Source organism: Novosphingobium kalidii (assembly GCF_040534015.1).
Classification (GTDB): domain Bacteria; phylum Pseudomonadota; class Alphaproteobacteria; order Sphingomonadales; family Sphingomonadaceae; genus Novosphingobium; species Novosphingobium kalidii.
On the sequence record NZ_JBEWLY010000006.1, the window covers coordinates 1 to 23,750 of the forward strand.

The 23,750-nt window shown below is 62.8% G+C and carries 16 protein-coding genes and 1 pseudogene; 10 read left to right on the forward strand and 7 right to left on the reverse strand.

The features are described 5' to 3' along the window. A protein-coding gene (locus ABVV53_RS01745) for an IS5 family transposase (RefSeq protein WP_353982420.1) occupies positions 1 to 767 on the reverse strand; the annotation gives its coding sequence in 2 pieces (ribosomal slippage) (positions 1 to 455 and positions 455 to 767; 768 coding nt in all). Between the two features lie 77 nt (positions 768 to 844). Here ABVV53_RS01745 and ABVV53_RS01750 point away from each other — a divergent pair. Further along, positions 845 to 1,159 carry a hypothetical protein gene (locus ABVV53_RS01750; protein ID WP_353982419.1) on the forward strand — a complete coding sequence of 105 codons (315 nt, stop codon included), beginning with the start codon at positions 845 to 847 and terminating at the stop codon, positions 1,157 to 1,159. Positions 1,160 to 1,449: 290 nt separating this feature from the next. Here the strand turns inward: ABVV53_RS01750 and glgB are convergent, their stop codons facing one another. The 5 genes from glgB to ABVV53_RS01775 form a co-directional block, all read right to left on the reverse strand. Next, complete coding sequence (glgB, locus tag ABVV53_RS01755; RefSeq protein ID WP_353982602.1) at positions 1,450 to 3,630, reverse strand: 1,4-alpha-glucan branching protein GlgB; 2,181 nt, start codon at positions 3,628 to 3,630, stop codon at positions 1,450 to 1,452. A 5-nt stretch (positions 3,631 to 3,635) separates the two neighbouring features. Beyond that, on the reverse strand, positions 3,636 to 6,848 hold the full coding sequence (gene treS / locus ABVV53_RS01760; RefSeq protein ID WP_353982603.1) for a maltose alpha-D-glucosyltransferase: 3,213 nt from the start codon (positions 6,846 to 6,848) through the stop codon (positions 3,636 to 3,638). Next, entirely contained in the window at positions 6,845 to 9,916 is a 3,072-nt protein-coding gene (locus tag ABVV53_RS01765) for an alpha-1,4-glucan--maltose-1-phosphate maltosyltransferase (RefSeq protein WP_353982604.1), read from the reverse strand. Before ABVV53_RS01765 ends, treS begins: the two co-directional genes overlap by 4 nt. A 339-nt stretch (positions 9,917 to 10,255) precedes the next feature. Continuing rightward, positions 10,256 to 10,603: a DUF2934 domain-containing protein gene (locus tag ABVV53_RS01770; protein WP_353982605.1), complete on the reverse strand. Its 348-nt coding sequence runs from the start codon at positions 10,601 to 10,603 to the stop codon at positions 10,256 to 10,258. Between the two features lie 237 nt (positions 10,604 to 10,840). Further along, entirely contained in the window at positions 10,841 to 11,311 is a 471-nt protein-coding gene (locus ABVV53_RS01775) for a MarR family winged helix-turn-helix transcriptional regulator (protein ID WP_419956733.1), read from the reverse strand. A gap of 209 nt (positions 11,312 to 11,520) precedes the next feature. Here ABVV53_RS01775 and ABVV53_RS01780 point away from each other — a divergent pair, with 209 nt between their 5' ends. From ABVV53_RS01780 to ABVV53_RS01810, 7 genes are all read left to right on the forward strand, one after another. After that, positions 11,521 to 12,282 (forward strand): hypothetical protein, encoded by a 762-nt coding sequence (locus tag ABVV53_RS01780; RefSeq protein WP_353982606.1) that lies wholly within the window; start codon positions 11,521 to 11,523, stop codon positions 12,280 to 12,282. A 40-nt stretch (positions 12,283 to 12,322) separates the two neighbouring features. Further along, on the forward strand, positions 12,323 to 13,714 hold the full coding sequence (locus tag ABVV53_RS01785) for an NAD-dependent succinate-semialdehyde dehydrogenase (protein ID WP_353982607.1): 1,392 nt from the start codon (positions 12,323 to 12,325) through the stop codon (positions 13,712 to 13,714). Beyond that, a complete protein-coding gene (locus tag ABVV53_RS01790) occupies positions 13,714 to 15,129 on the forward strand; it encodes a dihydrolipoyl dehydrogenase (RefSeq protein ID WP_353982608.1) in 1,416 nt (471 codons plus the stop codon). The genes ABVV53_RS01785 and ABVV53_RS01790 overlap by 1 nt, the downstream gene beginning before the upstream one ends. A gap of 23 nt (positions 15,130 to 15,152) precedes the next feature. Further along, complete coding sequence (locus ABVV53_RS01795; RefSeq protein ID WP_353982609.1) at positions 15,153 to 16,244, forward strand: alkene reductase; 1,092 nt, start codon at positions 15,153 to 15,155, stop codon at positions 16,242 to 16,244. 193 nt (positions 16,245 to 16,437) lie between these two features. Then, complete coding sequence (locus ABVV53_RS01800) at positions 16,438 to 19,929, forward strand: PAS domain S-box protein (RefSeq protein WP_353982610.1); 3,492 nt, start codon at positions 16,438 to 16,440, stop codon at positions 19,927 to 19,929. A gap of 168 nt (positions 19,930 to 20,097) precedes the next feature. After that, a complete protein-coding gene (locus tag ABVV53_RS01805) occupies positions 20,098 to 20,625 on the forward strand; it encodes a sterol desaturase family protein (protein WP_353982611.1) in 528 nt (175 codons plus the stop codon). Then, positions 20,622 to 21,386: a fatty acid desaturase gene (locus ABVV53_RS01810; RefSeq protein ID WP_353982612.1), complete on the forward strand. Its 765-nt coding sequence runs from the start codon at positions 20,622 to 20,624 to the stop codon at positions 21,384 to 21,386. Before ABVV53_RS01805 ends, ABVV53_RS01810 begins: the two co-directional genes overlap by 4 nt. A gap of 330 nt (positions 21,387 to 21,716) precedes the next feature. Here ABVV53_RS01810 and ABVV53_RS01815 read toward each other — a convergent pair whose 3' ends face one another. After that, positions 21,717 to 22,142 (reverse strand): MerR family DNA-binding protein, encoded by a 426-nt coding sequence (locus ABVV53_RS01815; RefSeq protein WP_353982613.1) that lies wholly within the window; start codon positions 22,140 to 22,142, stop codon positions 21,717 to 21,719. 54 nt (positions 22,143 to 22,196) lie between these two features. On the opposite strand from ABVV53_RS01815, the gene ABVV53_RS01820 reads away from it, so the two are divergent. Beyond that, positions 22,197 to 22,973 carry a glutaredoxin gene (locus ABVV53_RS01820; protein WP_353982614.1) on the forward strand — a complete coding sequence of 259 codons (777 nt, stop codon included), beginning with the start codon at positions 22,197 to 22,199 and terminating at the stop codon, positions 22,971 to 22,973. A 59-nt stretch (positions 22,974 to 23,032) separates the two neighbouring features. Then, positions 23,033 to 23,750 (forward strand): annotated as a pseudogene (locus ABVV53_RS01825) (transposase); the annotation flags it as partial.

Below are 23,750 nucleotides of genomic sequence, written 5' to 3' on the forward strand. Positions count from 1 at the left end.
CTAGGCCGTAGACTCATAAATCCGTAGCCACAGGCGCATTGAGGCAAGTTGGACCATTGCGAGGAAGTTCTCGGCCAGCTTGTCGTATCGGGTGGCAACTCGGCGGAAGTGCTTCAACTTGGAGAAGAAGCGTTCGATCAGGTTGCGCTCGCGGTAGAGCCAAGTGCTAAAGTACGGTTTCGACCGTCGGTTGGCCTTTGGCGGGATATTGGCGAACGCTCCTTTCTCGCGGAGAGACGCCCGGATGCGATCCGCATCGTAGGCCTTGTCCGCCAGCACGACTGCTTCGGCACCTACATGGCTTAGCAGATCGTCAGCGGCTTGGCCGTCATGGCTTTGTCCAGCGGTAAGGCTCAGTCGGATCGGGAGACCTTGCCCATCGACGACCGCGTGGATTTTGGTCGTGAGCCCACCTCTGGAGCGACCGAGACAATGATCTCGATCCCCCTTTTTGCCGTCGCAGCCTGCTGGTGCGCCCGGATTGATGTGCTGTCGATCATCTGAAGGTCGCCGTCGTGGGCGGCAGTGATGGCGTCCATCATCCGGTCCCATACGCCCGCCTTCCGCCATCGTATAAATCGGTTGTAGCAGGTAGTTCGCGGACCATAGCGTTCAGGCAGGTCACGCCACGGCGCACCTGATCGCAGTACCCAGAAGATGCCGTTCAACACGCGGCGGTCATCGACACGTGGCACCCCTCGCGGTTTGTTGGGCAGAAGCGGTTCGATCACACGCCACTCGAAGTCGGTCAGATCATATCGGCTCATGCCGACGCTGAATCAGCAAACGGGCGAAATGGAAAGGGCAGATGGTCGAGTGCCGCTTGCGATGTTAGGATTCCGGCATGGCGCTATACCCGAAAATACAGCTCTCCCGTTTGCGCGACATCGGTTGGAAGCTTTGGGATCCGATCGGATTGGCAGATGAGCACGGCACTTGTGGCGAAGGATGCGCCGACGAATATGATAGCTATCTGCTGCACGTCGTCAGCATGCTCTGCCACGATAGCTCGAAAGACGAAGCAACAACGTACCTAGTCGGAATCGCATCCGATCATATGGGATTATCGGTCGTAGACCCCGACGCCGCTGCCACCACAGCGTGTGCAATCGCAGATTACCTCACTTCCCTACCGGACGGCCCGACGACCATCCGCTGATGCGTTTATGAGTTCACGGCCTAGTGTTATCGGCTCGTTAGCGAAACCAGCCGCATCCTGACTGCACGTCCGACAACGAGCAGTACACAAGCTGGCGCACCAATCCAGCCACCGTCGGGATTCAGGACTGATCAGAGGCTCGGTTCACTTTAGGTCCACGCCGCGTTCGAGCGCTGCGCCCCAGAAGCAGTTGATATGTCCCTTCTCTCCGCTCTCGGTCGTAGCGAAGATCTCAATTTGCAAAACTCGCGCTATCAGCGAAGGAGCTGTCAGAGGCAGGTCGATACCGGTCAGCCTTTCTCAAACTGCAGGAACACCGCCCCGAGCGGCGGGATCGTGACTTCCGCTGATGCGACCTGCCCATCTCGAAGAGTTTGTGCGGCTACTATTTCACCGCCGTTACCGATGTTGCCGCCACCGTATATTCCTGCATCCGAATTGAAGATCTCGCGCCAGCGGCCGGCGCGGGGGAGGCCGATGCTGTAGCCGTAGTGCGGCTGCGGGCTCATGTTGAGGAGCACGACGATCGGTTGTGAGCGATCGCTGCCGTACCGAGCGTAGACATAAAGGCTGTTTTCCGCGTCTCCGCCAACGATCCACTGGAAGCCATCAGGCTCCGTGTCACGGGCGTGCAGCGCAGGCTCGGAGGCGTACAGCTGGTTGAGATCTCGGACGAGCCTTTGCATTCCCGCGTGCTCGGAGCGGTCCAGCAGCTCCCACGAGACTTGCGCATCGTGGTTCCACTCGCGCTCCTGCGCGATTTCGCAGCCCATGAAGAGCAGCTTCTTGCCGGGATGCGTCCACATAAAGCTGTAATATGCGCGCAGGGTGGCGAACTGCCGCCAGGGGTCTCCGGGCATCTTGCCGATCAGCGAGCCCTTGCCGTGAACGACTTCATCGTGGCTGATGGGCAGCACGAACTTTTCGGAGAAAGCATAGACCAAGCCGAAGGTCATCTCGTCATGGTGCCATTTGCGATAGAGGGGATCGCGCTCGGCGTACTGGAGCGTATCGTGCATCCAGCCCATGTTCCACTTGTAGGAAAACCCGAGACCGCCCTGCCAGACTGGTGCAGACACCCCAGGCCAGGCAGTGGATTCTTCGGCGATCGTGACCGCGCCCGGGCAGCGCTCCGCCACCACAGTGTTCATCAGCTTGAGGAACTCAACCGATTCGAGGTTCTCCCGGCCGCCGTACTTGTTCGGCACCCACTCACCGGCATTGCGGCTGTAGTCACGGTAGAGCATCGAGGCGACGGCATCGACGCGCAGGCCATCGATGTGGAATGTCTCCAGCCACCAAAGGGCCGAGGCGATCAGGAAGCCCGATACCTCACGCCGTCCCAGGTTATAGATCAGCGTATTCCAGTCTTGATGGAATCCTTCCCGCGGATCGGCGTGCTCGTAGAGGTGTGTGCCGTCAAAGTGCGCGAGCCCATGGGCGTCGGTAGGGAAGTGCGCAGGCACCCAGTCGAGGATCACGCCAATGCCGGAACGGTGGCACGCGTCCACGAAGGCGGCGAAGCCCTCAGGCGTGCCAAAGCGCGCGGACGGAGCGAACTGCGACAGCGGCTGGTACCCCCACGAGCCTCCGAAAGGATGCTCCATGATCGGCAGCAGCTCGACATGGGTGAATCCCATGTCGACGACATAAGGGATCAGCCGTTCTGCCAAGGCACGCCAGCCGAAATGGCCTTGCCAGTCGTCTTCAGGGCGCAACCAGGATGCGGCGTGCACCTCGTAGATCGACATAGGCGCATCCGGCTGATGGCGTGCGCCGCGCTCAGTCATCCAGTCTGCATCAGTCCACGCGAAGTCAGGCGCGGCGGCAACGATCGATCCGGTGCATGGCGGCGGTTCTGTCTGACGGGCCAGCGGATCCGCCTTCTCCACCACACGGCCGTCGGCCCCCATCACTTCGAACTTGTAGTGAGTGCCGGGCCCGGTCCGCGGTACGAACAGTTCCCACACCCCCGCGCCATGCCGCAGCCGCATCGGGTGACGACGACCATCCCAGTTGTTGAAGTCGCCAATCACCGACAAGCGCCGGGCATTGGGCGCCCAGACGGAAAAAGCGACACCCTCTACGCCGTCGACGGTGCGCGGCTGCGCGCCCATGGCGCGACCAAGCTGCCAATGCCGACCTTCATTGAACAGGTGCAGATCGAGGTCGGACACCACCATGCCGAAGCTGTAGGGATCCTCCGTCTCTTGCTCGCCGCCGCCGGGCCAGCGGATGCGCAGACGGTAGCGCCCCTCCTCATGGAGCGGTCCGGAGAACAGGCCGGGGGCGACTTCGTCGAGCATTCCCAGCTCGCGGCCATCCTGCGCGACGAGCACCACGGCCTCTGCGCCGGGCTGATAAGTGCGGACGACGCGCTCCTCCCCGCCCCCTTGCGGGCCCAGCAGGCTGAAAGGATCATGCACACGGGCCTCACTGAGTGCGGCGGCGGCTTCGGCAACAAACTGCATCGGGCTCACGCCTCCTTTTCATTCAGAAGGCGCTGGGCGGTGAGCGCCAGCCCGCAGACCGGCACGTTCAGCCAGTCAGGGCGGTTTGCCGCCTCGTAGGCCACCTCGTAAGCTGCCTTCTCAAGGACGAAGAGGTCGAGGAGACGATCAGGTCCGCCCTCCTCCACGCCATAGTAGCCGCGCAAGAAAGCCTGGACCGCATCCTCGCGGAAGCAGGCATAACGCTCCTCCGCCTGTTCCTCCTGGCTCTCCGCAACCGTGGGCAGATTGCGGCGCGCGACCGAGGCCGCATAGTCAAACGAGCGCAATACGCCCGCGACGTCGCGAACTGGCAGGTCCTTGGCCAGCCTCTCCTCAATCCGCTTGGCGGGCTCGCCTTCGAAATCGATGATCATCACGTCGCTGCCGACCACCAGCACCTGACCCAGATGCAGGTCTCCGTGGATCCGCGTGCGGGTGCGGCCTTTAGCGCCGCGCGCCACCTGTCGTATAGCATCCACGATCGCGTCACGACGCTCTTGCAGCATCGTTGCCTGCTCCCGGTCGCCCTCGCCAAGCTCGGCTCCGGGCAGCAAGCTCAGCGCCTTGTCGAACTGTTCGATTACGCGATTCGCCAGCGCCTCGGCCCTTGCGGCATCGAGAGGCTCAGGCGCAAAGGCCGGATCATCGGAGGGCTGCGCCAGGACTTGGTGCATCTCGGCGAGACGCCTTCCGAAGTTCTCTGCGAAGTTGCCGTAGTTGGAGAAGCTCCACTCCGCGTCGGAGGCCATCCGCTCCAGCATGCCAAGCGTCCAGCCCCAGCCGTCGCCCTGGTTGTAGACGAAGCGCTGCGCCAGCATCATCAGGCTGCGCTCGCCATCCTTCTCCAGCCACACTTCACCAAGAATCGGCGGCGTATTCTCGAACCCGCCACGCGTGAGATAGCGCACCATTTCGGCGTCGGGGTGCGTGCCGGACTGGATCTTGCGCAACAGCTTCAGCACGGCACGTTCGCCCAGCACCATGGTGCTGTTCGACTGCTCGGCTGTCAGCCACTCCGGCGCGGCGTCGGGTTCGATATCGAGCTCTGGGGTCGCCACGAAGTGCAGCACCCCCTCGCCAAAAGGCACGCTTTCGCCCCGGTGCAGAGCCGCGACGACCCAGCGGGCGAACGCCGGCACTGCGAAGCCGTCCGTCAGCAGACCGACGTGACGATTGCGGCGCACCCGCGCGAGCGCAAGGTTGGAGGCGAAAGGTCCGGCGATCTCCCCCTCCCACGAGATGCCCAGCGGCAGGGTATGCGTTTCGGTGCGCGCATCTGTCGTCACGTCTATGGTCGTGAAGAGCAGGTCCTCGGCGCCAGGAAGCGCCAAAGCGCCAGCGACCTCAATCTTCTCGATGGTCTCGTCCTTGGCGCCGAACCAGCGCCGATTCGCGACATAGCCCGGCAGCACTTCACGCTCGAGCACCCGCAAGCTGTCGCCCTGCACGACGTCTCGGAGACTCGGGCGCAGCACGAAGGTATGCCGCTCAGCGTCTGCGGCTGCCGCCGTGCTGCTCCACCCCGGACCGGCCTCGCTGTTCGAAAGGCAGAACCACAGGAAGCCATAAGGCGGAAGCGTCAGGAGGTACGGCAGATGGCCAATCTTGGGAAACGGCGTGCCACCTGTCAGCTCCACCGGAGTGCGGCCCTCATACTCGTGCAAGGGAAGTTCGACCGCCTGCGCCGTGCGAGACAGATTGGCGACGCACAGGATCGTCTCGTCCCCGTGCTCGCGGAAGTAGGCGAGGATCTTGCGATTGGCCGGGCGCAGGAACACCTGCTTGCCCCGACCGAACGCCTGGTGCTCCTTGCGCACCGCAAGCATGCGCTTCACCCAGTTCAACAGCGAGTGCTGATCGTCCTGCTGGGCCTCCACGTTCACGGCCTGAAAGCCGTAGAGCGGATCCTGGATTGCCGGCAGCGTCAGGCCAGCGGGATCTCCGCGTGAAAAGCCGCCGTTGCGGTCGGGTGACCACTGCATCGGCGTGCGCACACCGTCACGATCACCCAGGAAGACATTGTCGCCCATGCCGATCTCGTCGCCGTAATAGAGCACGGGCGTTCCGGGCATCGACAGCAGCAAGGCGTGGAGCAGCTCGATGCGCCTGCGGTCACGCTCCATCAAGGGCGCGAGCCGACGCCGAATGCCGAGATTGATGCGTGCGCGCCGGTCGGCGGCGTAAGTGTTCCAGAGGTAATCGCGCTCCGCGTCGGTCACCATCTCGAGAGTCAGCTCGTCGTGGTTGCGCAGGAAAATCGCCCACTGGCAGTCCTCGGGAATTTCCGGAGTCTGGCGCATGATGTCGGTGATCGGGAAGCGATCCTCCTGCGCCACCGCCATGTACATCCGCGGCATCAAGGGGAAGTGGAATGCCATGTGGCACTCGTCGCCCTTCCCGTCCGCGTTGCGCTCACCGAAATACTGCTGCGTGTCCTCGGGCCACATGTTGGCCTCTGCCAGCAGCATCCGATCTGGGTAGTGCGCGTCCAAGTTGGCGCGGATCTTCTTCAGGACGTCGTGCGTCTCCGGCAGGTTCTCGTTCGAGGTGCCGTCGCGTTCGATCAGGTAGGGAATGGCGTCCAGCCGCAAGCCATCCACCCCAGCATCAAGCCAGAAGTGCATGACCGACAGCACTTCCTCCAGAACCCGCGGATTGTCGAAATTGAGGTCCGGCTGGTGGGAGTAGAAGCGATGCCAGAAATAGGCCTGCGCTTCCTCGTCCCACGTCCAGTTCGACTTCTCGGTGTCGCAGAAGATGATCCGCGTGCCGGAATAGAGCTTGTCGTTGTCCGACCAGACATAGAAGTCGCGCTCGGGCGATCCAGGCGGGGCGCGACGGGCTGCTTGGAACCAGGGATGCTGGTCCGACGTGTGATTGATCACGAGTTCGGTGATCACCCGAATGCCACGCTCATGCGCCGCCTCGATGAAGTCGCGGGCCTCATCCAGACTGCCATAGTCCGGGCTGACATCCCGATATTCGGCGATGTCATAACCATCGTCTTTGCGGGGGCTGGGATAAAAAGGGAGCAACCAGATCACTGTCACGCCAAGATCCGCGACGTAGTCCAGCTTCTGCATCAACCCTGCGAAGTCGCCGATGCCGTCGTTGTTGGAATCGAAGAACGACTTCACATGCAATTGATAGACGACGGCGTCCTTGTACCAGAGCGGATCGGTTCCAAGGGCACTCATGCGTCTGCTCCGGGCGCGATGCGCCAGATTCGATAGGGATTTTCAGGGTCGAGGCGGATGCGCTGCATCTTGCCGTGCAAGCGGAACCGGTTCCCGCCAACGAGGTCCTCTACGCCGATGCTGTCGTGGTCGGACAAGCCGAACTCCCACAGCGGGATCTCGTAGTCCGCTTCCTGTGCATGGTGCGGATCCATGCTGACCATCACCACGATCATGTCGGCGCCATCGGGAGACGGCTTGGCGTAATAGAGGACTTGGTCGTTGTGCGCGGCCAGGAAGCGGGTGTTCAAATGCGTCTGCAAAGCGGGATGCGCTCGGCGCAGCCGGTTGAGCATTGTGATATCGGCGATGATGTTGCCGGGCTGGTCCCAGTTGCGTTGGCGGATTTCGTACTTCTCGGAGTCGAGATATTCCTCTTTCCCGGGTACCGGCGCCGCCTCGCAAAGCTCGAAGCCCGAATAGACGCCGAACAAGCCCGACAGCGTCGCTGCCAGTACCGCGCGGATGCGAAAGCCCGGTCGCCCCGAGGTCTGCAGGAACGGCGGATTGATGTCAGGCGTGTTGACGAAGAAGTGCGGCCGATAGAACTCCTTGGGCGCGGTCGTCGTCAGCTCCGTGATGTACTCGGTAAGCTCGTCCTTGCGGTCGCGCCAAGTGAAGTAGGTATAGCTTTGCGAGAAGCCGATCTTCGCCAGTCGATACATCATGGCGGGACGTGTGAAGGCCTCGGCGAGGAAGATCGCTTCAGGATAGCGCGCCCGCACGTCTCCGATCATCCACTCCCAGAAAGGCAGGGACTTGGTGTGGGGATTGTCGACGCGGAATGTCTTCACGCCGCGTTCCGCCCAGAACAGCACTGCATCGCGTAGCGCCAGCCAGAGGCCAGGTATCGCGTCGGGCTGATAGAAGTCGACGTTGACGATGTCCTGATACTTCTTCGGCGGATTCTCCGCGTACTTGATCGAACCGTCAGGTCGCCAGTCGAACCACCCCGGATGCTCTTTCAGCCAGGGATGATCAGGCGAGCATTGGATCGCGAAATCCAGTGCGATCTCCAGCCCATGTTCATGCGCCGCGTCGATCAGCCGGGCGAAGTCCTCGAAGCTGCCGAGTTCCGGATGGATCGCGGTGTGCCCGCCTTCGGAACTGCCGATGGCGTAAGGACTGCCGGGGTCGTTGGGGCCCGCAGTCAGGCTGTTGTTCGGACCCTTGCGATTCGAGCGGCCGATCGGGTGGATCGGCGGGAAGTAGAGCGTATCAAAGCCCATTGCGCGGATCTGCGGCAATCGCTCGATAACATCGTCGAACGTGCCGTGCCGCTGCAGGTCATCGGTTTGGGAGCGCGGAAACAGCTCGTACCAGCTGGAGTATCGCGCCTGGAGCCGCTCGGCATCGACAAACTGTACTCGCGACCTCAGGCGGTGCGGCCTGTCATCCGCCCGATCCATCACCTCGGCAAGTTCGCTGGATAGCAGGGCATCCGCGTTGTTGTCACCGCTGAGCTGCTGGACCCAGGCGGCGAGAACATCGCGCAGGTTCCCCAAGCTGCGGTCGCGTGCGCGTTCGACCAGAACCCGACCTTCGGCGAAGTCTACCGTCTGGGCGACGCCGGCATCGAGCTTCTTGCGAAAGTCGCGCCGAAACCCCCCGAAGCGATCCAACCAGCCCTCGACGCAGAACTCATGCTTCCCCATGCGATCGAGCGCGAAGTCCGCAGTCCACCCGTCATTGACCAGCTGCGCCATGCGAACGTGGTTCCACTGCTCAGACCCAACGGCGCGCCAGAGCAGTTCGGCGGCCAGTTGCTCGTGTCCGTCGCCGAAGACTTTCGCCTGCACGAGGACGCGCTCGCCCACGACTCTCTTGGCAGGGAAGTCGCCACCTTCAACGTAGGGCGTGACATCCTCGACCACGAGCCGCGGACTCTTAACCGCCTCCGCCACGGTCATCGCGATTGGCGTCGTGATCGGTGACGCCCGGACAAGCTCCAGAAGCCGCACTTCGGCGCCATGCAACGGAGCGCTGGCGCTGGACTGATCGGCAAATGCGAAAGGCGCGCCAGCGCTTGAAAGCAGCAGTGCGCGCTGCGGCGGGTCCTGCGGCTCTTGGCTGCGGTTGATCAACACGAGCACGGCGCGCTCGGCCAGACGCACGTCGGACGCCTCGGTGCGCAGGAGCGCCGTGACGACCCCACTTTGCCCCGCCAGCGCACGCATTTCGCCCCTGAACGTCGATAGCGCCTGTGCCAACCCGGCGGCTAGGTTTGCCGCCTCCGGCTGTTGCGTCACGGCCGCCAGTGGCAAAATAACACCGTTTGCTGTTGCAGCCACAGAGAGCATCAAGCGCGCGCATGCGGCAGGATCATCTGCGACGAATTGCTCCGGCCGCGGCTCTGCCAGCAGAGGCGCGACGCTTCGCAGCTCAGCCCACTCATCCACCAGCCAATGCGCGCGCAGGTCCCACCATCCGAACGATGAGACCAGATAATCGATCTGGCTGCCCGAGAGCGCCGCCGCCTGCGGGCGAGACAAGCCCGGAGAGCCCGCGATTACAAGAGCATCCGCGTTCCGCTCCTTGACCGCGGCCGCGATTGCGCTGGCAAGACTGGCACCCAATCGCCCCGCTTCAACCAGCCGGAAGCCGCCGACCCCGCGATCCAGCTGCGAGTGCAGCGCCGCCTTGACGGGCTCCAGCAGCGCAGCAGCAGCCTCTGGCGCAGCGAAGCGGGCGCGGGCCTCGCCGGAAACGGGCGATACCTTGCGCGGGTCGATCGGCCCCTCGCGCGCAGCAGTGCGGCGAATGGCAAAAAGCGCGGGATGCTCCTCAACCAGATGGTGGTCGATCGGAAATCTCGCGAGGTCGGTTTCGAGCAGGACGACCATTCCCAAGTCCTGCGCTGCGCGCACGACTTCGTCCGGGACGATCTCATCGGATGTGTAGATCGGCCCTTCGGCTCGCCATAAAAGGGCGCTGAAACCTGCATCACGAGCGGTTCTCAGCGAATTCGCGAAGTCCTGCGCCCCGGCAAGGCTGGCTCGGTCAGCGGAGACGATGCAGGCAGATTTCAACAAGTGAGCTCCTTCGCGGTTTCTCCAAAAACAAACCGCCCGCACCACCGTTCCGTGCCGATTCCTCAAATCGGCCTTTTTTTAGGGCAAGCGGAGCCCTCTTTGTTTTTGAAGATCGCGAAGGCAGTCGGACTGGACCGCTTCCCCAGCAAAGTGGAGCGACGATGGCTCGTGCGGCCGCTGCTGCCATTCGCGTGCGGGCGGCAAAGCCGGAAGACCGGGGTGCTCGCGTAATCGCTCAAGCAAGCGATCAGCGGCCGATCTTAAAGGCGAAACGCTTCAACCGCGGCCCGCGCATTGCGCGGCAATGATCAAGCAATTCCGCGTACGCGCGCTTGGTCAGGCCTTGGCGCGTGGCCGGCGCTTCGGCGGTTGCTTCGCAGCTGCGGCAGGAGCCGTTCCGGCAGAGGTCGACTTGGGAGCCGCAGGCTTAGCACTCGATGTCTTGGTTCCGGCGTTGTCGGCAGCTTTGGCCGGCGCCGGGCTGCTCGCCTTCTTTTCTCCCTTTCGAGACGCAGGCTTGGGCGTCCCGACATTGGATGCGGATGTTGCAGCGCCCGTCCGATCCTCCTCGTCGATTTCGCTACAAGCCTGATCCCAATGCTCTTGGTCTCGGCCGTGCGGAGAGCCCTGCTCCAGCCAAAGCGCAAACGCGCGCTCGCGGATGCGGTTCTCACGATCTGACATGACTTCTCCTTTGGCTCTGCGAAGACCACGAGCGTAACTACCTACGCTGCATGACGTTTCCTGAACATCGCTAAACGCATATCCATCGATCTTGTCTCCCAACCATTCGCCCGGAAACGGCATTTGTAGGGAATCATCACATTGAACGCCTTGTTCCCACGAGGGATCGGCCAGAAGGGCACTCCGATCGTTGCGAGATTTCGGCGATTTTCCATATCGGGGCACCCGCGAAAAACACTATCCGCGAGCGGGCTGTGCTGCAGCCAGCAACTCGACGAGGCCGCTGATCGTTTCGCGAAGCGCTTCGAGATGCCCTACTTCCTGCCCACGCGTCATGGTTTCCGGAACAGTTATTGCCCGCGCGCGGAGCGACCGCCCTTCTTCGGTGAGGTGAACAAGCACACGCCTCTCGTCAGCACGGTCGCGCTCACGCCGAAGCAGGCCCAGCGCCTCCATCCGCTTGAGCAGCGGTGTGATCGTGCCGCTGTCGAGATACAGACGCTGGCCGAGGGCGCCGACTGACAAACCATCGCGCTCCCACAGCACCAGCATCACCAGATACTGGGGATAGGTGAGCCCTAGCGCGCCCAGAACCGGCGCATAAAGGCGATGGATCAGGTTGTTCGCAGCATAGAATTGAAAGCAGAGCTGGCGATCGAGCGCCAGCGGATCCGGTTCTGCTGCGGGGGTGCTCGCCATTTCGCTCATCCGGATCCTCCGCCGCTCAGATGCGCTGCTCTGGCCGTAAGCTGCGCTCTATCAAGGAAAAAAGATCGGAAATTCTGCATCTCACGACGATAGCGGAAAACGCGGCGACCGCCACCGCGCAAAGTATGTTACACAATTAAATTGTTCGCAAGGAACCATCGCACGCAGTATGCTTTCGTTGCGTGACTATCGAAGAGAAGGACCGTCGCATGAAGCAGCTCGCCGACAACTTCTGGAATTTTCGCGGGAGCTTCAAAATCGGCGGGGTGCTCGACATTGGCACGCAAATGTCGCTGGTGCGCCGCAGCAACGGCCGCTTCCTGATGCTCGACAGCTACGCGGTCAGCGATGCGGACAAGGACAGCCTGCTGGCGCTGACCGATAACGGCGCCGCGGTCGACGCAATCATCAACGTCCATCCCTTTCACACGCTCTACTGCCGGGTGGCGCATCGACTGGCGCCCACGGCGCGGCTGATCGGCACGCGGCGCCATCGCGAACAGGTGCCCGAACTGCCGTGGGAATCCGGTGTGATCGAGGATGTCGCGACGCAGGCTGAATTCGCCGCGGAGCTCGATTTCGCAGTTCCTTCCGGTCTCGAACTGGTTACGTCGGACGACAGCGTCCACGCGTCGTCGGTCCTGGCCCGGCACCGCGCCAGCGGGATCGTGCATGTCGACGATACTCTGAACGTCCTGGCTGCGCCGGGACTGCTGAAGCACATCCTTCCCCAGTCGCGGCTGCGCTTCCACCCGATGCTCGGCAAGGCGCTGCAGGCGCGCCCCGGTGCAGCCAATGCCTTTGCGGGCTGGGCACGCGATCTTGCTAGCCAGTGGGCGGGCACGCCGATCGTTTGCGCCGCGCATTCGGCCGTGCGCCGCCTGCCCGCCAACGGTTGGCGCGACGAAGTTTCGCGGGCCCTGTCCGGCGTCGAAAAGACGCTCGCTGCCCACCGGTCGCAGCACGGCTGATCCTGACTGCTGCCTCTTTCCCCGAAATCAAGGATTCTTCATGAGCGACAATCAGTTTCAGACGATCAATCCGCTGACTGAGCAGGTGATCGAAACCTACACCTATATGTCTGACGCGGAAGCCGCTGCTACCGTGCAGGCGAGCCACCATGCGTTCCTCGATTGGCGGCTGCGCAGCCTGGAAGATCGCGCGCAGGTAATCGCCGCAATCGGCAAGGGCTTGCGCGATTCGAAGGAAGAGTTCGCCCAGCTGATGACCCGCGAAGTGGGCAAGCTGATCGGCGATAGCCGCGACGAGGTCGATCTGGTCGCCGCGATCTGCGACTATACTGCAAAGCACGGGCCCAGTGTTCTCGCCGACGAGAAGCGTGAGGCCCCCGGCGCCACCGCTTTTGTCACGCACTCGCCGATTGGCGTCGTCTACGGCATCCAGCCGTGGAACTTCCCCGCCTATCAGGCGGTGCGCTATTCGATTGCCAGTCTGATGGGGGGCAACGGCGTGCTGCTCAAGCATGCTGAAAACTGCACCGGCAGCGGGCTGTTCCTGCGGGACCTGTTCGAGCGCGCAGGACTGCCCAAGGGGCTGTTCGGCGTGCTGATCATCACCCACGATCAGTCAGACAAAGTCATCGAGAACGATCTGGTGCGCGGCATTACGCTGACCGGCAGCGATCGTGCCGGTCGCGCCGGTCGCGCCGTTGCCGTCAAGGCGGCCGAAGTCGTCAAGAAGACGGTGCTCGAGTTGGGGTCGAATGACGCCTATCTGGTGCTCGACGATGCGGACATCGATCTAGCGGTGAAAACCTGCGTCGCCGGCCGGCTCTACAATAACGGGCAGACGTGCGTGAACGCCAAGCGCTTCATCGTCACCGAGAAGAACTACGATGCGTTCGTGAAAGCCTATGCTGAACAATTCGGCGCGGTGACAATGGGCGATCCGACCGACAGCGACGTCAAGCTCGGGCCGCTGGTGAGCCGCCGCCAGCGCGACCAGCTTGATCGCCAGGTTCAGGAAAGCGTTTCCAAGGGTGCAAGCGTGCTGGTGGGCGGCGAAGTGCCCGGTCGGACCGGCTGGTTCTATCCGGCCACGGTGCTTGTTGATGTCGCGCCGGGACAGCCGGCCTATGACGACGAACTGTTCGGCCCGGCGGCTTCGATCATCCGCGCCACGGATGACGACGACGCGATGCGCATCGCCAACGACAGCCGCTATGGTCTGGGCGGCGGCATCTTCAGCCGTGACGTCGATCACGCGCGCGCGCTGGCGGCGAAATACTTCGATACGGGCATGGTGTTCATTAACAGCTTCGACGTCGCAACCTCCTCCCTGCCGTTCGGAGGGGTGAAGAATTCAGGCTATGGGCGCGAGCATGGTCCCGAGGGGTTGAAGGAGTTCGTCAACGTAAAGTCGATCAAGATCGGCGGAGCGTGATGGCGAACGTCCTGCAATGTGACGTTGCGGTAATCGGGGCCGGCACCGCCGGCCTCGCAGCTGAGCGGGCAGCGCGCAAGAATGGCGCGTCGACCTTGCTGATCGATCCCGAGTTCAAGGGCACGACCTGCGCCACAGTCGGCTGCATGCCTTCCAAGCTGCTGATCGCTGCGGCCAAGGAAGCGCATGGTATCGGCCGGGCGGGACTCTTCGGCATCGAGGTGGAGGGCGTTTGGGTCGACGGCCCGGCCGTGCTGCGCCGAGTTCGCAACGAACGCGACCGTTTCGCGCGGCTGACGCGCGAGTCATCGATCGGGGAGTTGCCCCAGGACGTTACTATCCGCGCCCGGGCTCGGTTTGACGGGCCGAACCGGCTGATGCTGGACGATGGGCGTGCGATCGAGGCCCACGCGATCGTGATCGCCACGGGCTCTGCACCCGTGCTGCCACCACCGTTCGCGGCGCTGGGTGAAGCCGCGCTCACCAGCGATACCGTGTTCGAGCTTGCCGATCTGCCAAAGCGGCTGGCGGTCATCGGCTCGGGGGCGATCGGGCTGGAACTGGCACAAGCCTTCGCGCATCTCGGCGTCAGGGTGTCATTGTTCGACAAGAGCCGGAACATGGCGAAGCTGCGCTGCCCGAAAGTGCACGCCAGCCTGCGCGAGATCATCGAACGCGATCTCTCGCTGCATCTGGGCGTCGAGGTCTCACCCGATCCAGCAGAGAATGGCGTTCGGCTGCGCTGGACCGGCGATGCTTCGGGCGAGACGACGTTCGACAAGGTGCTGGTCGCGGTCGGGCGCCGCCCTCGGCTCGAAGGGCTTGCGCTCGATAAGACAGGACTTGAACTCGACGATCATGGCGTGCCGCTGCACGACCGCGCGACCATGCGATGTGGTGACAGCGCGATCTTCCTGGCAGGCGATGTCGCTGCCGACCTGCCGCTGCTCCACGAAGCCTCGCACGATGGCGCTATCGCCGGGCGCAACGCCGCGGCATTTCCCGCACCTATCGAGACGACGCGCAGCACGCTCTTCAGCATCACCTTCACCGACCCCCCGCTCGCCACCATCGGAGAGGCCGAGGCGGACGGCGCCATAACAGGCACCGCGGATTACGCCGATCAGGGACGCGCGCGTGTGGAGGGCCGGAACGAAGGCGTGCTGACACTCTATGCCGCGGCACCCGACGGCCGGCTGATCGGCGCCGATCTGATCGCGCCGGCAGGCGAACATCTGGCCCATATGCTCGCCTGGGCGATCCAGCGCGAGGTCACTGCAACCGAGCTACTCGAAATGCCCTTCTATCACCCTACAGTCGAAGAAGGGCTCAAGCATGCACTGCGGACCATTTGTGCCGCAAGGCCCATTCCACTGCCCCAGGATCAGGACACCGGCGCGCCTGCCGGCGCCTGACAGAAAAACTCAGGACCCAAAGAATGACAGACACAAGCATCCTCTTCCAACCGCTGCGCGTAGGCGCGCTCGAGTTTCACAATCGTGTGCTGATGGCGCCGCTCACGCGCAGCCGTGCCCATGCTGACGGCACGCCTAAGGACATCGCGGTCGCGTATTATCGCCAGCGCGCCTCGGCAGGCCTCATCGTTTCCGAAGCGACGCAAATCTCGCCGATGGGCAAGGGCTATATCGACACGCCTGGCATCCACAGCGACGCGCATGTCGAGGGATGGAAGCCGATCATCGAGGCAGTACATGCCGCCGGCGGCATCATCTTTTGCCAACTTTGGCATGTCGGACGGATCAGCCATACGTCGCTGCTCCCTGGCGGCGCCCAGCCAGTATCGGCAAGCGCGATACGCGCCAACGCCAAGACCTTCACCACCGAAGGGCTGACTGATACCTCCGAGCCGATGGCGCTCGACGCCGATGGCATCGCAGCGACGCTCGACGATTTCTCGGCGGCCGCGCGCAATGCCAAGGCCGCCGGCTTCGACGGCGTCGAGGTGCACGGCGCCAACGGCTACCTGCTCGACCAGTTCCTGCAGGACAGCACCAACCGGCGTGAGGACGGCTATGGCAGCTCGATAGAGAACCGCCAGCGGCTGCTGCGCGAAGTGCTCGACCGGGTACAGGACGTATTTTCAGCCGATCGCGTCGGCGTGCGGCTCTCTCCGCTGGGCCAGGCGAACGACATCAGTGACAGCGATCCCGAAGCGACCTTCAGCGCCGCCTATCGTATGCTCAGCGACCGCAAGCTGGCCTATCTGCATGTGATTGAGGAATTCGGCCAGAACACTGACGGCAACCAGCGTGCGCTGCTCAAGCGCCTGCGCGGTCTGTACGAGGGCATCTACATCGGCAATGGCGGCTACAACGCCGAACGGGCCGCCGCGGCGATCGCCGGCGGTGACGCGGACGCGATCAGCTTCGGCCGCCCGTTTATCGCCAATCCGGACTTGCCCGAACGCTTTCGCATCGGCGCGCCGCTCACCGAGCCTGACCAGAACACCTTCTATGGTGGCGATGCCACGGGTTATTCCGACTATCCCTTCCTCCCGCTCGACCATTGAGCTGGGGCAGATAGCTGCCCAAGGCCCGCCGGCTTCCGTGAGGTACGCGGGAGCGGCGGGTCGTAGAACCACTGGCAGCCGGCGGGCTGTTCAATGTCGAGCACGTTCGGCATGACGATGCGGCTTTCCTGCGCTAAACGTTAAGATAATTCGCCGGCACTGATCCCGGCGTTATACGCGTAAAGGACGGTTCTTGGCCTCTCTTCCGGCTCCTGCTTCGGAGTGCAATTGGCTCGCCGCAGGTGGTGAGGCAGAACTGCTTATCCGCGCACGCGACTGGTCCGCGACACCCCTCGGTGCTATTGAGGGTTGGCCGCAGAGCTTGAAGACTGCGGTCAATATCATGCTCGCCTTGCCCAGCCCGGTATCGATCCTGTGGGGCTCCGCCCACGTCCAGCTCTACAACGATGCCTATATCCCGATCGCGGCGGAGCGGCATCCGGACGCGTTTGGCCGGTCAGCGGCCCAGAATTGGAGCGATGCCTGTCATACGGCCCTCGCGCACCTGCTTGATCGTGTGTTCGCAGGTGAGACCGTCGATCTGGACGAGTATGCCGTAGCGCTGCGCACGCCATCGGGCTGCGTGGAGCAGCGCTTGTTCACCGGTAGCTTTCAGCCCCTTCATGACGAGGCCGGGGCAGTAGCAGGGGTCTTTCATCCCCTCGTCGAGGTGACCGGCGAGAAAGCGTCGACAGAAGCTCAGCAACGTGCCGAAGAGGCGCTTCGGGAGAGTGAAGCCCGGTACCGGCAGATCGTCGAGGGAGCCGAGGACTACGCCATTGTGCGGCTGGATGATCGCGGAATAATAACGACCTGGAATAGGGGCGCGGAGCTTCTCACGGGCTTCTCGGAAGACGATGCGGTCGGGCAGCCCGGCGATATCCTGTTTACCTCCGAGGACAGAGCTGCAGGCCGGGCGGGCCGGGAGTTGGATCGGGCAACACGCCACGGGCGTGCGCTGAACGAATGCTGGCACATGCGTAAAGACGGCAGCCGCTTCTGGGCTTCAGGGCTTATGATGCGCCTCGATGCTGCCAGCGGCGGCTATCTGAACATGTTCCGAGACCGCACTGCCGAGCACGAGTCCGAGGCGGCGCTTGCTGCCGAAGTGGACGCGCTGGAGCGATTGCAGGAGGTGAGCACGCGGCTCGTTGGCGACGAGGCCCCGCAGACTCTTTACAACGCGATCGTCACCGCAGCTGCGGACCTGATGGGTTCCGAATGCGCCAGCATCCAGATTCTGAACGCGGCTGGCGATCTGCAGCTGCTGGCCCACCACGGCTATGATCCCCGGTCGGCAGACTATTGGCAGACAGTCTGCGCGTGTTCGGGAAGTGCCTGCGGCATCGCCCTTGCAACGGGCGAGCGCATCATTGTGCCCGACGTGGAGCAAAGCGATCTCACCTCTGACAGTGGCGACCTCCAGGCATATCGTTGGACAGGCATGCGCGCGGTGCAGACGACGCCCTTGCTGTCGCGGGCAGGCAAGCTCATCGGCATGATCTCGACCCACTGGAAGCGTCCGCACACGCCTGGGACGCGCGACCTAAAGCTCCTGGACGTGCTTGCCCGGCAGGCCGCCGATGCGATTGAGCGAACCTCGGTGCAGGCGCAACTGCGCGAAAGCGAGGCCCGGCAGGCCTTTCTTCTTTCACTCTCGGATGCGCTACGTTTGCTCAGGACGCCGGCAGAGATTGCTTCGGCGGCGGTTCAGCAGCTCGGGGAACGCTTCGGCCTGAGCCGGGTGTTCTACGCTGAGTTCTTCGGCAGCGTAATGCGAGTCGAGCGCGATTACACGAAAGGCGTCCAGTCCCTGGTTGGCGAGCACGATCTGGAGGCCTTTGGTCCCGATCTGCTGCGCGCGTATCACGAGTGTCCGATCGTCAAGGTCGATGATGTGCGCACAGACCGACGGTTCAGCGATGACGCGCGCGCCGGGCTCCTGGCCAGGCAGGTTAGTGCCTATCTTGACGTCGTGTTGTTCGAGAACGAACATTGGGTAAGCATGCTGGCCCTTCAGAGCGCCACGCCTCGGCAATGGAGCGCATCCGAGGAAGGCCTGTTCCGCGAGGTTGGGGAGCGCGTCAAAGCAGCGATCGAACGCGCGCGCGCCGAGGACCGGCTTCGTGAGCTGAACGAAACGCTTGAGGCACGCGTGGCGGAGGCGATCGCCGAGCGGAACGTGCTCGCCAAACTGGTAGAGATGACGGACGTCATGATCATGGCGATTGACCTCGACTACAATATCCTTGCCCTGAATGCCGCGAATGCGGATGAGTTCGAACGCATCTACGGCATTCGCCCAAAGACGGGCGACAATGTGATCGACCTGCTCGCCGACCGGCCCGAGCGGGAGCAGGTCCGGATCGGCTGGGCTCAGGGCATGCGCGGTAAGCCGGTCACCTTTGTCAGAGAATTCGGCAGCGATGACGGTCTTCGCCCTCACTACGAAATCAATTTTCGGCCCCTACGCGACGAAACCGGCGAGCAGGTGGGTATTCTGCAGTTCGCGACGGACGTGACGGAGCGCCTGCGCCGGGACGCGCAGCTTGCCGAAGCGCAGGAGGCGCTCCGGCAATCCCAGAAGATGGAGGCAATGGGTCAGTTGACCGGCGGCGTCGCGCACGACTTCAACAATCTGCTCACCCCGATCGTGGGCTCGCTCGACATGCTGCAGCGAAAGCAGCTCGGCAACGAACGCGAACAGCGCTTGATCGCCGGCGCAATGCAGTCGGCGGAGCGGGCCAAGACGCTGGTCCAGCGGCTTCTCGCATTTGCTCGTCGTCAGCCGCTTCAGCCGGTGCCGGTCGACATAGTTAAGCTGGTTGCCGATATGGCCGATCTGGTCGCAAGCACCACGGGGCCGCAGATCAAGATTTTGATCAAGGTGCCCGACCACCTGCCGGCGGCGCAAGCCGATCCGAACCAGCTCGAGATGGCACTGTTAAACCTCGCCGTGAACGCGCGTGATGCCATGGCGAACGGTGGTGGAACGCTCCGCATTTCTGCCGCGGCGGAGAATGTAGACGCGGGTCATCGTTCCCAGCTGCAACCCGGCACGTATCTTTGCTTGTCAGTCGCTGACACCGGTGCAGGCATGGACGAGGCAACGATCGCACGTGCCGTCGAGCCGTTTTTCTCGACCAAGGGCATCGGCAGAGGCACGGGGCTCGGCCTCTCGATGGTGCATGGGCTTGCATCTCAGCTCGGTGGCGGACTGACAATCCAGAGCCGACTTGGCCACGGCACCAACGTGGAGCTCTGGCTGCCTCTAAGCACAGCCGAGCTGGAGACCACCAAGCCAGCAACAAGAACTTCTGAGCTGCCTGAGATGCGCGGAACGGCTCTTCTGGTTGACGATGAAGATCTTGTGCGAATGAGCACCGCAGACATGCTGAATGACCTAGGGTATGCGGTGGTGGAAGCCGCTTCGGCCGAGGAAGCGCTTCTTCTCTTGGGTGGAGATACGCAATTCAACCTCCTCGTGACCGATCACTTGATGCCGGGCATCAGCGGAACCGAGCTGGCTCGTGAAGTGCGCACGATTACACCTAGTATGCCGGTACTGTTAGTATCCGGGTATGCCGAGTATGATGGCGTCGATCCCGACCTGCCGCGGCTCACGAAGCCGTTCCGCAAAGATGAGTTGGCGATCAGCTTGGCCCAGTTAACACTTGGTAGCTGACATCCGCTGAACGGCCGTTGTCCGCGAGCTCTGCGGGCAACGGCAAGCCCGGCTTCTACGCCCCCCGACCGGCCAGTTCCAGCTCGCATGTCGAGGCCATAAGGAGTATAGGGATGACATGCTGAGATCGGTGCATTCGTCCCTCGCCAATCGTGGTGTCCGAAACTGATGACGTGGCTGGAAAAGCTCGCGATCGTCGTCTCAATGGTCCTGTTCATGGAGTGCTTTGCATGGGCAGCGCACCGCTATGTCATGCATGGCTGGGGCTGGGGCTGGCATAAGTCGCATCACGAAGAGCATGAGGGCTGGTTTGAGAAAAACGATCTCTATGCCGTCGTCTTCGCGATCGTGCCGATTGTGCTGTTCATCGTCGGACTGTGGTGGGAACCGCTATGGTGGGCGGCGCTCGGCATCACCGTCTATGGCGGCATCTATGCCTTCGTCCACGATATGCTGGTGCACCAGCGCGGCGGCTTCCGCTGGGTGCCCAAGCGAGGCTACTTCAAGCTGCTGCTGCAGGCGCATCGGCTGCATCATGCCGTCCAAGGCAAGCATGGGACCGTCAGCCACGGTTTTCTGTTCGCCCGCAAGCCGGCGGTGCTAAAGGCACAGCTGCGAGCCAACGCCGATCCGCAGCGACGGGTCGCGTATCCGGTCGAGACGTCCGACGCGATGCCGGCAGCAGCGGACCAGTGAACGCAGCGGACTCCCTGCTTCCAGACGTCCTGCGGCGTCAGACGCGGATCGGAGTTGTGCTCGCAGCTGCAATCATCTCGGCGTGGTTGGCGATCCATATCATCGGCATCTTCTTTTGGCGCTGGAGCCTTGCCGCGATCCCGCTCGCCACGCTGATGGTTCTCGTCCAGACATGGCTGAGTACCGGACTGTTCATCATCGCCCACGATTCGATGCATGGCGCGCTCGCCCCCCATCATGCGCGGCTGAACCGCGCGATCGGCGTGACATGTCTGACCCTCTACGCCTGCTTGTCCTATGCCGCGCTGTTGCCGCGGCATCACCTCCATCACGAGCGCACGGGTAGAGCAGGCGATCCCGACTTTCACGGCGGCGACCCGAGCCTGCTTGGCTGGTTCGGCCAATTCTTCCGCACGTATTATTCCAACGCGCAGATGGCGCGCATTACCTTGGTCGCGCTGGTTTATACCGTGGTGCTAGGGGCGCCGCTCGGCAATATCGCCATTTTTTGGGCGGTGCCGGCGCTGGGAGCGGTAGCGCAGTTGTTCGTGTTCGGCACATGGTTGCCACACCGCGAGCGTGACGAGCCTTTCGCCGACGACCACCGCGCGCACAGCATCAGGATTGCCCCTGTCCTGTCGCTCCTGACATGCTTCCATTTCGGCGGTTATCATCACGAGCATCATCAGTTCCCTGGGACGCCCTGGTGGCGTCTCCCTGCTCGACGTCGTGAAAATGCGGCTCGATCCGCCGAACTCTAGCGGCATGCTGCAAATTCGTACCTGAGTGTCGGACCCATCATTGCTCGCGGCAGCCCGCCGGGCGAAAATGGCGGCAGCCATGCTTGAGGACGATGTCCGGCGTTCAGAGGTGCCGTGGCGCGGCTTGAGGCGAATGGCCGAGGTTGAATAGGCAGTTCAAAGGCGCCGGCCGTGCAGCATCGTTAGCCGAGCTTAGCGCTTCTTCTTGCCTCGACGCGACATTCTGCGGACCTTACGCGGTTCAGATGGCGTTCGAAACGTGCGGAGAACCCAAGCGTGCATTGCTGCCATTTCCTGCGCCAGCCGCACTGAGGAGATCGGTTTCCCAGCCTAGGAATCCTCGAACGATGAAATAATCGGGCACCGCCCTTCCGAACTGCTTCCACACTCCTCTGCCAATCGGCGTAGCGATGCGCGTGCTCCCTCCAGTTCGGCAATCTTCGCGTCGAGCGCGGCAATGCGCACGCTGGCAAGTTCGCGTGCCCGCGCACGATCATCGGTGGCGTCGAGTGCAAGCAATTCCGCGATCTGCTCAAGCGTGAAGCCCGCGGCCTGGGCCGATCGGATGAAGCGAAGGCGGCGAACGTCGGCCTCACCATATCGCCGGATGCCACCCGCCTGACCAATGTCGCCCCGTCGATCCGGCGTCTCCAGCAGGGCACGCCGCTGGTAGTAGCGCACGGTCTCGACCCCCACGCCACCCGAACGCGCAAGACCGGCAATCGTTAATCCAGACACCTCTTGACTCCGTACCATGGTACAGCCCCTATATGGGTGGCAGCCCAACGGATACCAACGAAAGATGCTGCAATGACTTCGCCTGCCGAACCCCGCCGCGCCATCGTCTACCGTATGGTAATGGACAAGCATGTTTGCCCTTATGGCCTCAAGGCCAAGGATCTCCTGCGCCGGGAAGGCTATGCGGTAGAAGATCATTGGCTGCGCACGCGCGAGGAAACCGATGCGTTCAAGGCCGAACACGGCGTTAAGACAACGCCGCAGACCTTCATCGGAGGTAAGCGGGTCGGCGGGTATGACGATCTGCGGCGGCACTTCGGGAGGGCCGTTCCCGATCCCAAATCGACTACATACAAGCCGGTGGCAGCGCTGTTTGCAATGACGGCGCTGATGGCGCTGGCTGTCAGCTATGCCGTTTATGGCACGCCGTTTACGATCCGTGCCGGGGAGTGGTTCATTGGCTTCAGCATGGCCGTGCTGGCGCTTCTGAAGCTCCAAAACATCGAGAGCTTCGCCACGATGTTCCTCAACTACGACCTGCTGGCGAAACGCTGGGTTGGATATTCCTATGTCTATCCGTTCGCCGAAGGACTGGCGGGCGTGCTGATGATCTCGGGTGCGCTGACCTGGCTATCGGTGCCTATCGCCCTGTTCATCGGATCGATCGGCGCGGTGTCTGTCTTCAAGGCCGTCTATGTCGACAGGAGTGAACTGAAGTGCGCCTGTGTTGGTGGGTCCAGCAACGTGCCGCTCGGCTTCGTGTCTCTGACCGAGAACCTGATGATGATGGCGATGGCGGTCTGGATGTTGATCGCCGCCCTGGGCGTCGTCGACAGACCGTTTGGATGACCCACCGATCGACCATTCAGATCCGCGTCTCAAGTTCGGCCACTCGTTCATGCAGGCCGATGCGCAGCAATCGTCTCTGCGAGAACGCGCACCAGGCTGGCGCCTCGCGCCTGACCATTAGTCTCGTGCCCGCAGCGTATCAACTCGCCGCGGTTGATTGCAGGATCAACTCGGCGACGTTCGACAAGTGGAAGTCGAAGTATGGCGGGCTGGAGGTGTCGGAGGCCCGGCGCCTTCGGACGCTCGAGGAAGAGAACAGCCGACTGAAGCTGCTGGCCGAGGCGATGCTCGACAACGTGGTGCTGAAGGATCTGGCCTCAAAAAAGTGGTAACGCCCGCCGCTAAGCGGGATGCCGTCGCCGATGCCCGTGAGCATCACGGCTTGCGCGAGCGTCGGGCGTGCAACCTGATTGGCGTGAGCCGCCGCGTGATCCGATATCGATCGTTGCGACCGGATGATGGCCTGCTGCGGCAGCGTCTGCGCGAGTTGACGGCCGAGCGTCGCCGGTTCGGCTATCGGCGTCTCGGCTATCTGCTGGCTCGCGAGGGCATGACGCCCAACTACAAGAAGCTGCTGCGGGTCTATCGCGAAGAGAACCTGCGGGTCAGTCGTCGCGGTGGCCGCAAGCGCGCCCTGGGCAGGCGGGCGCCGCTGCTGCCGGACGGCCCGAACCACCGTTGGTCGCTGGACTTCGTCTCCGACACTCTGACTTGCAGCCGGCGGTTCCGCATCCTGTGTGGTCGACGACTACACCCGGGAAAGCCTAGCGCTGGTGG

What these genes read in the sequence shown, in the direction of transcription:
- ABVV53_RS01795 (WP_353982609.1), top strand. Translation starts at nt 15,153, where the DNA reads ATGACAGACACAAGCATCCTCTTCCAACCGCTGCGCGTAGGCGCGCTC.
- ABVV53_RS01815 (WP_353982613.1), bottom strand. Translation starts at nt 22,142, where the DNA reads ATGGTACGGAGTCAAGAGGTGTCTGGATTAACGATTGCCGGTCTTGCG.
- ABVV53_RS01820 (WP_353982614.1), top strand. Translation starts at nt 22,197, where the DNA reads ATGACTTCGCCTGCCGAACCCCGCCGCGCCATCGTCTACCGTATGGTA.
- ABVV53_RS01805 (WP_353982611.1), top strand. Translation starts at nt 20,098, where the DNA reads ATGACGTGGCTGGAAAAGCTCGCGATCGTCGTCTCAATGGTCCTGTTC.
- ABVV53_RS01780 (WP_353982606.1), top strand. Translation starts at nt 11,521, where the DNA reads ATGAAGCAGCTCGCCGACAACTTCTGGAATTTTCGCGGGAGCTTCAAA.
- ABVV53_RS01770 (WP_353982605.1), bottom strand. Translation starts at nt 10,603, where the DNA reads ATGTCAGATCGTGAGAACCGCATCCGCGAGCGCGCGTTTGCGCTTTGG.
- ABVV53_RS01750 (WP_353982419.1), top strand. Translation starts at nt 845, where the DNA reads ATGGCGCTATACCCGAAAATACAGCTCTCCCGTTTGCGCGACATCGGT.
- ABVV53_RS01790 (WP_353982608.1), top strand. Translation starts at nt 13,714, where the DNA reads ATGGCGAACGTCCTGCAATGTGACGTTGCGGTAATCGGGGCCGGCACC.
- ABVV53_RS01785 (WP_353982607.1), top strand. Translation starts at nt 12,323, where the DNA reads ATGAGCGACAATCAGTTTCAGACGATCAATCCGCTGACTGAGCAGGTG.
- treS (WP_353982603.1), bottom strand. Translation starts at nt 6,848, where the DNA reads ATGAGTGCCCTTGGAACCGATCCGCTCTGGTACAAGGACGCCGTCGTC.
- glgB (WP_353982602.1), bottom strand. Translation starts at nt 3,630, where the DNA reads ATGCAGTTTGTTGCCGAAGCCGCCGCCGCACTCAGTGAGGCCCGTGTG.
- ABVV53_RS01775 (WP_419956733.1), bottom strand. Translation starts at nt 11,311, where the DNA reads ATGAGCGAAATGGCGAGCACCCCCGCAGCAGAACCGGATCCGCTGGCG.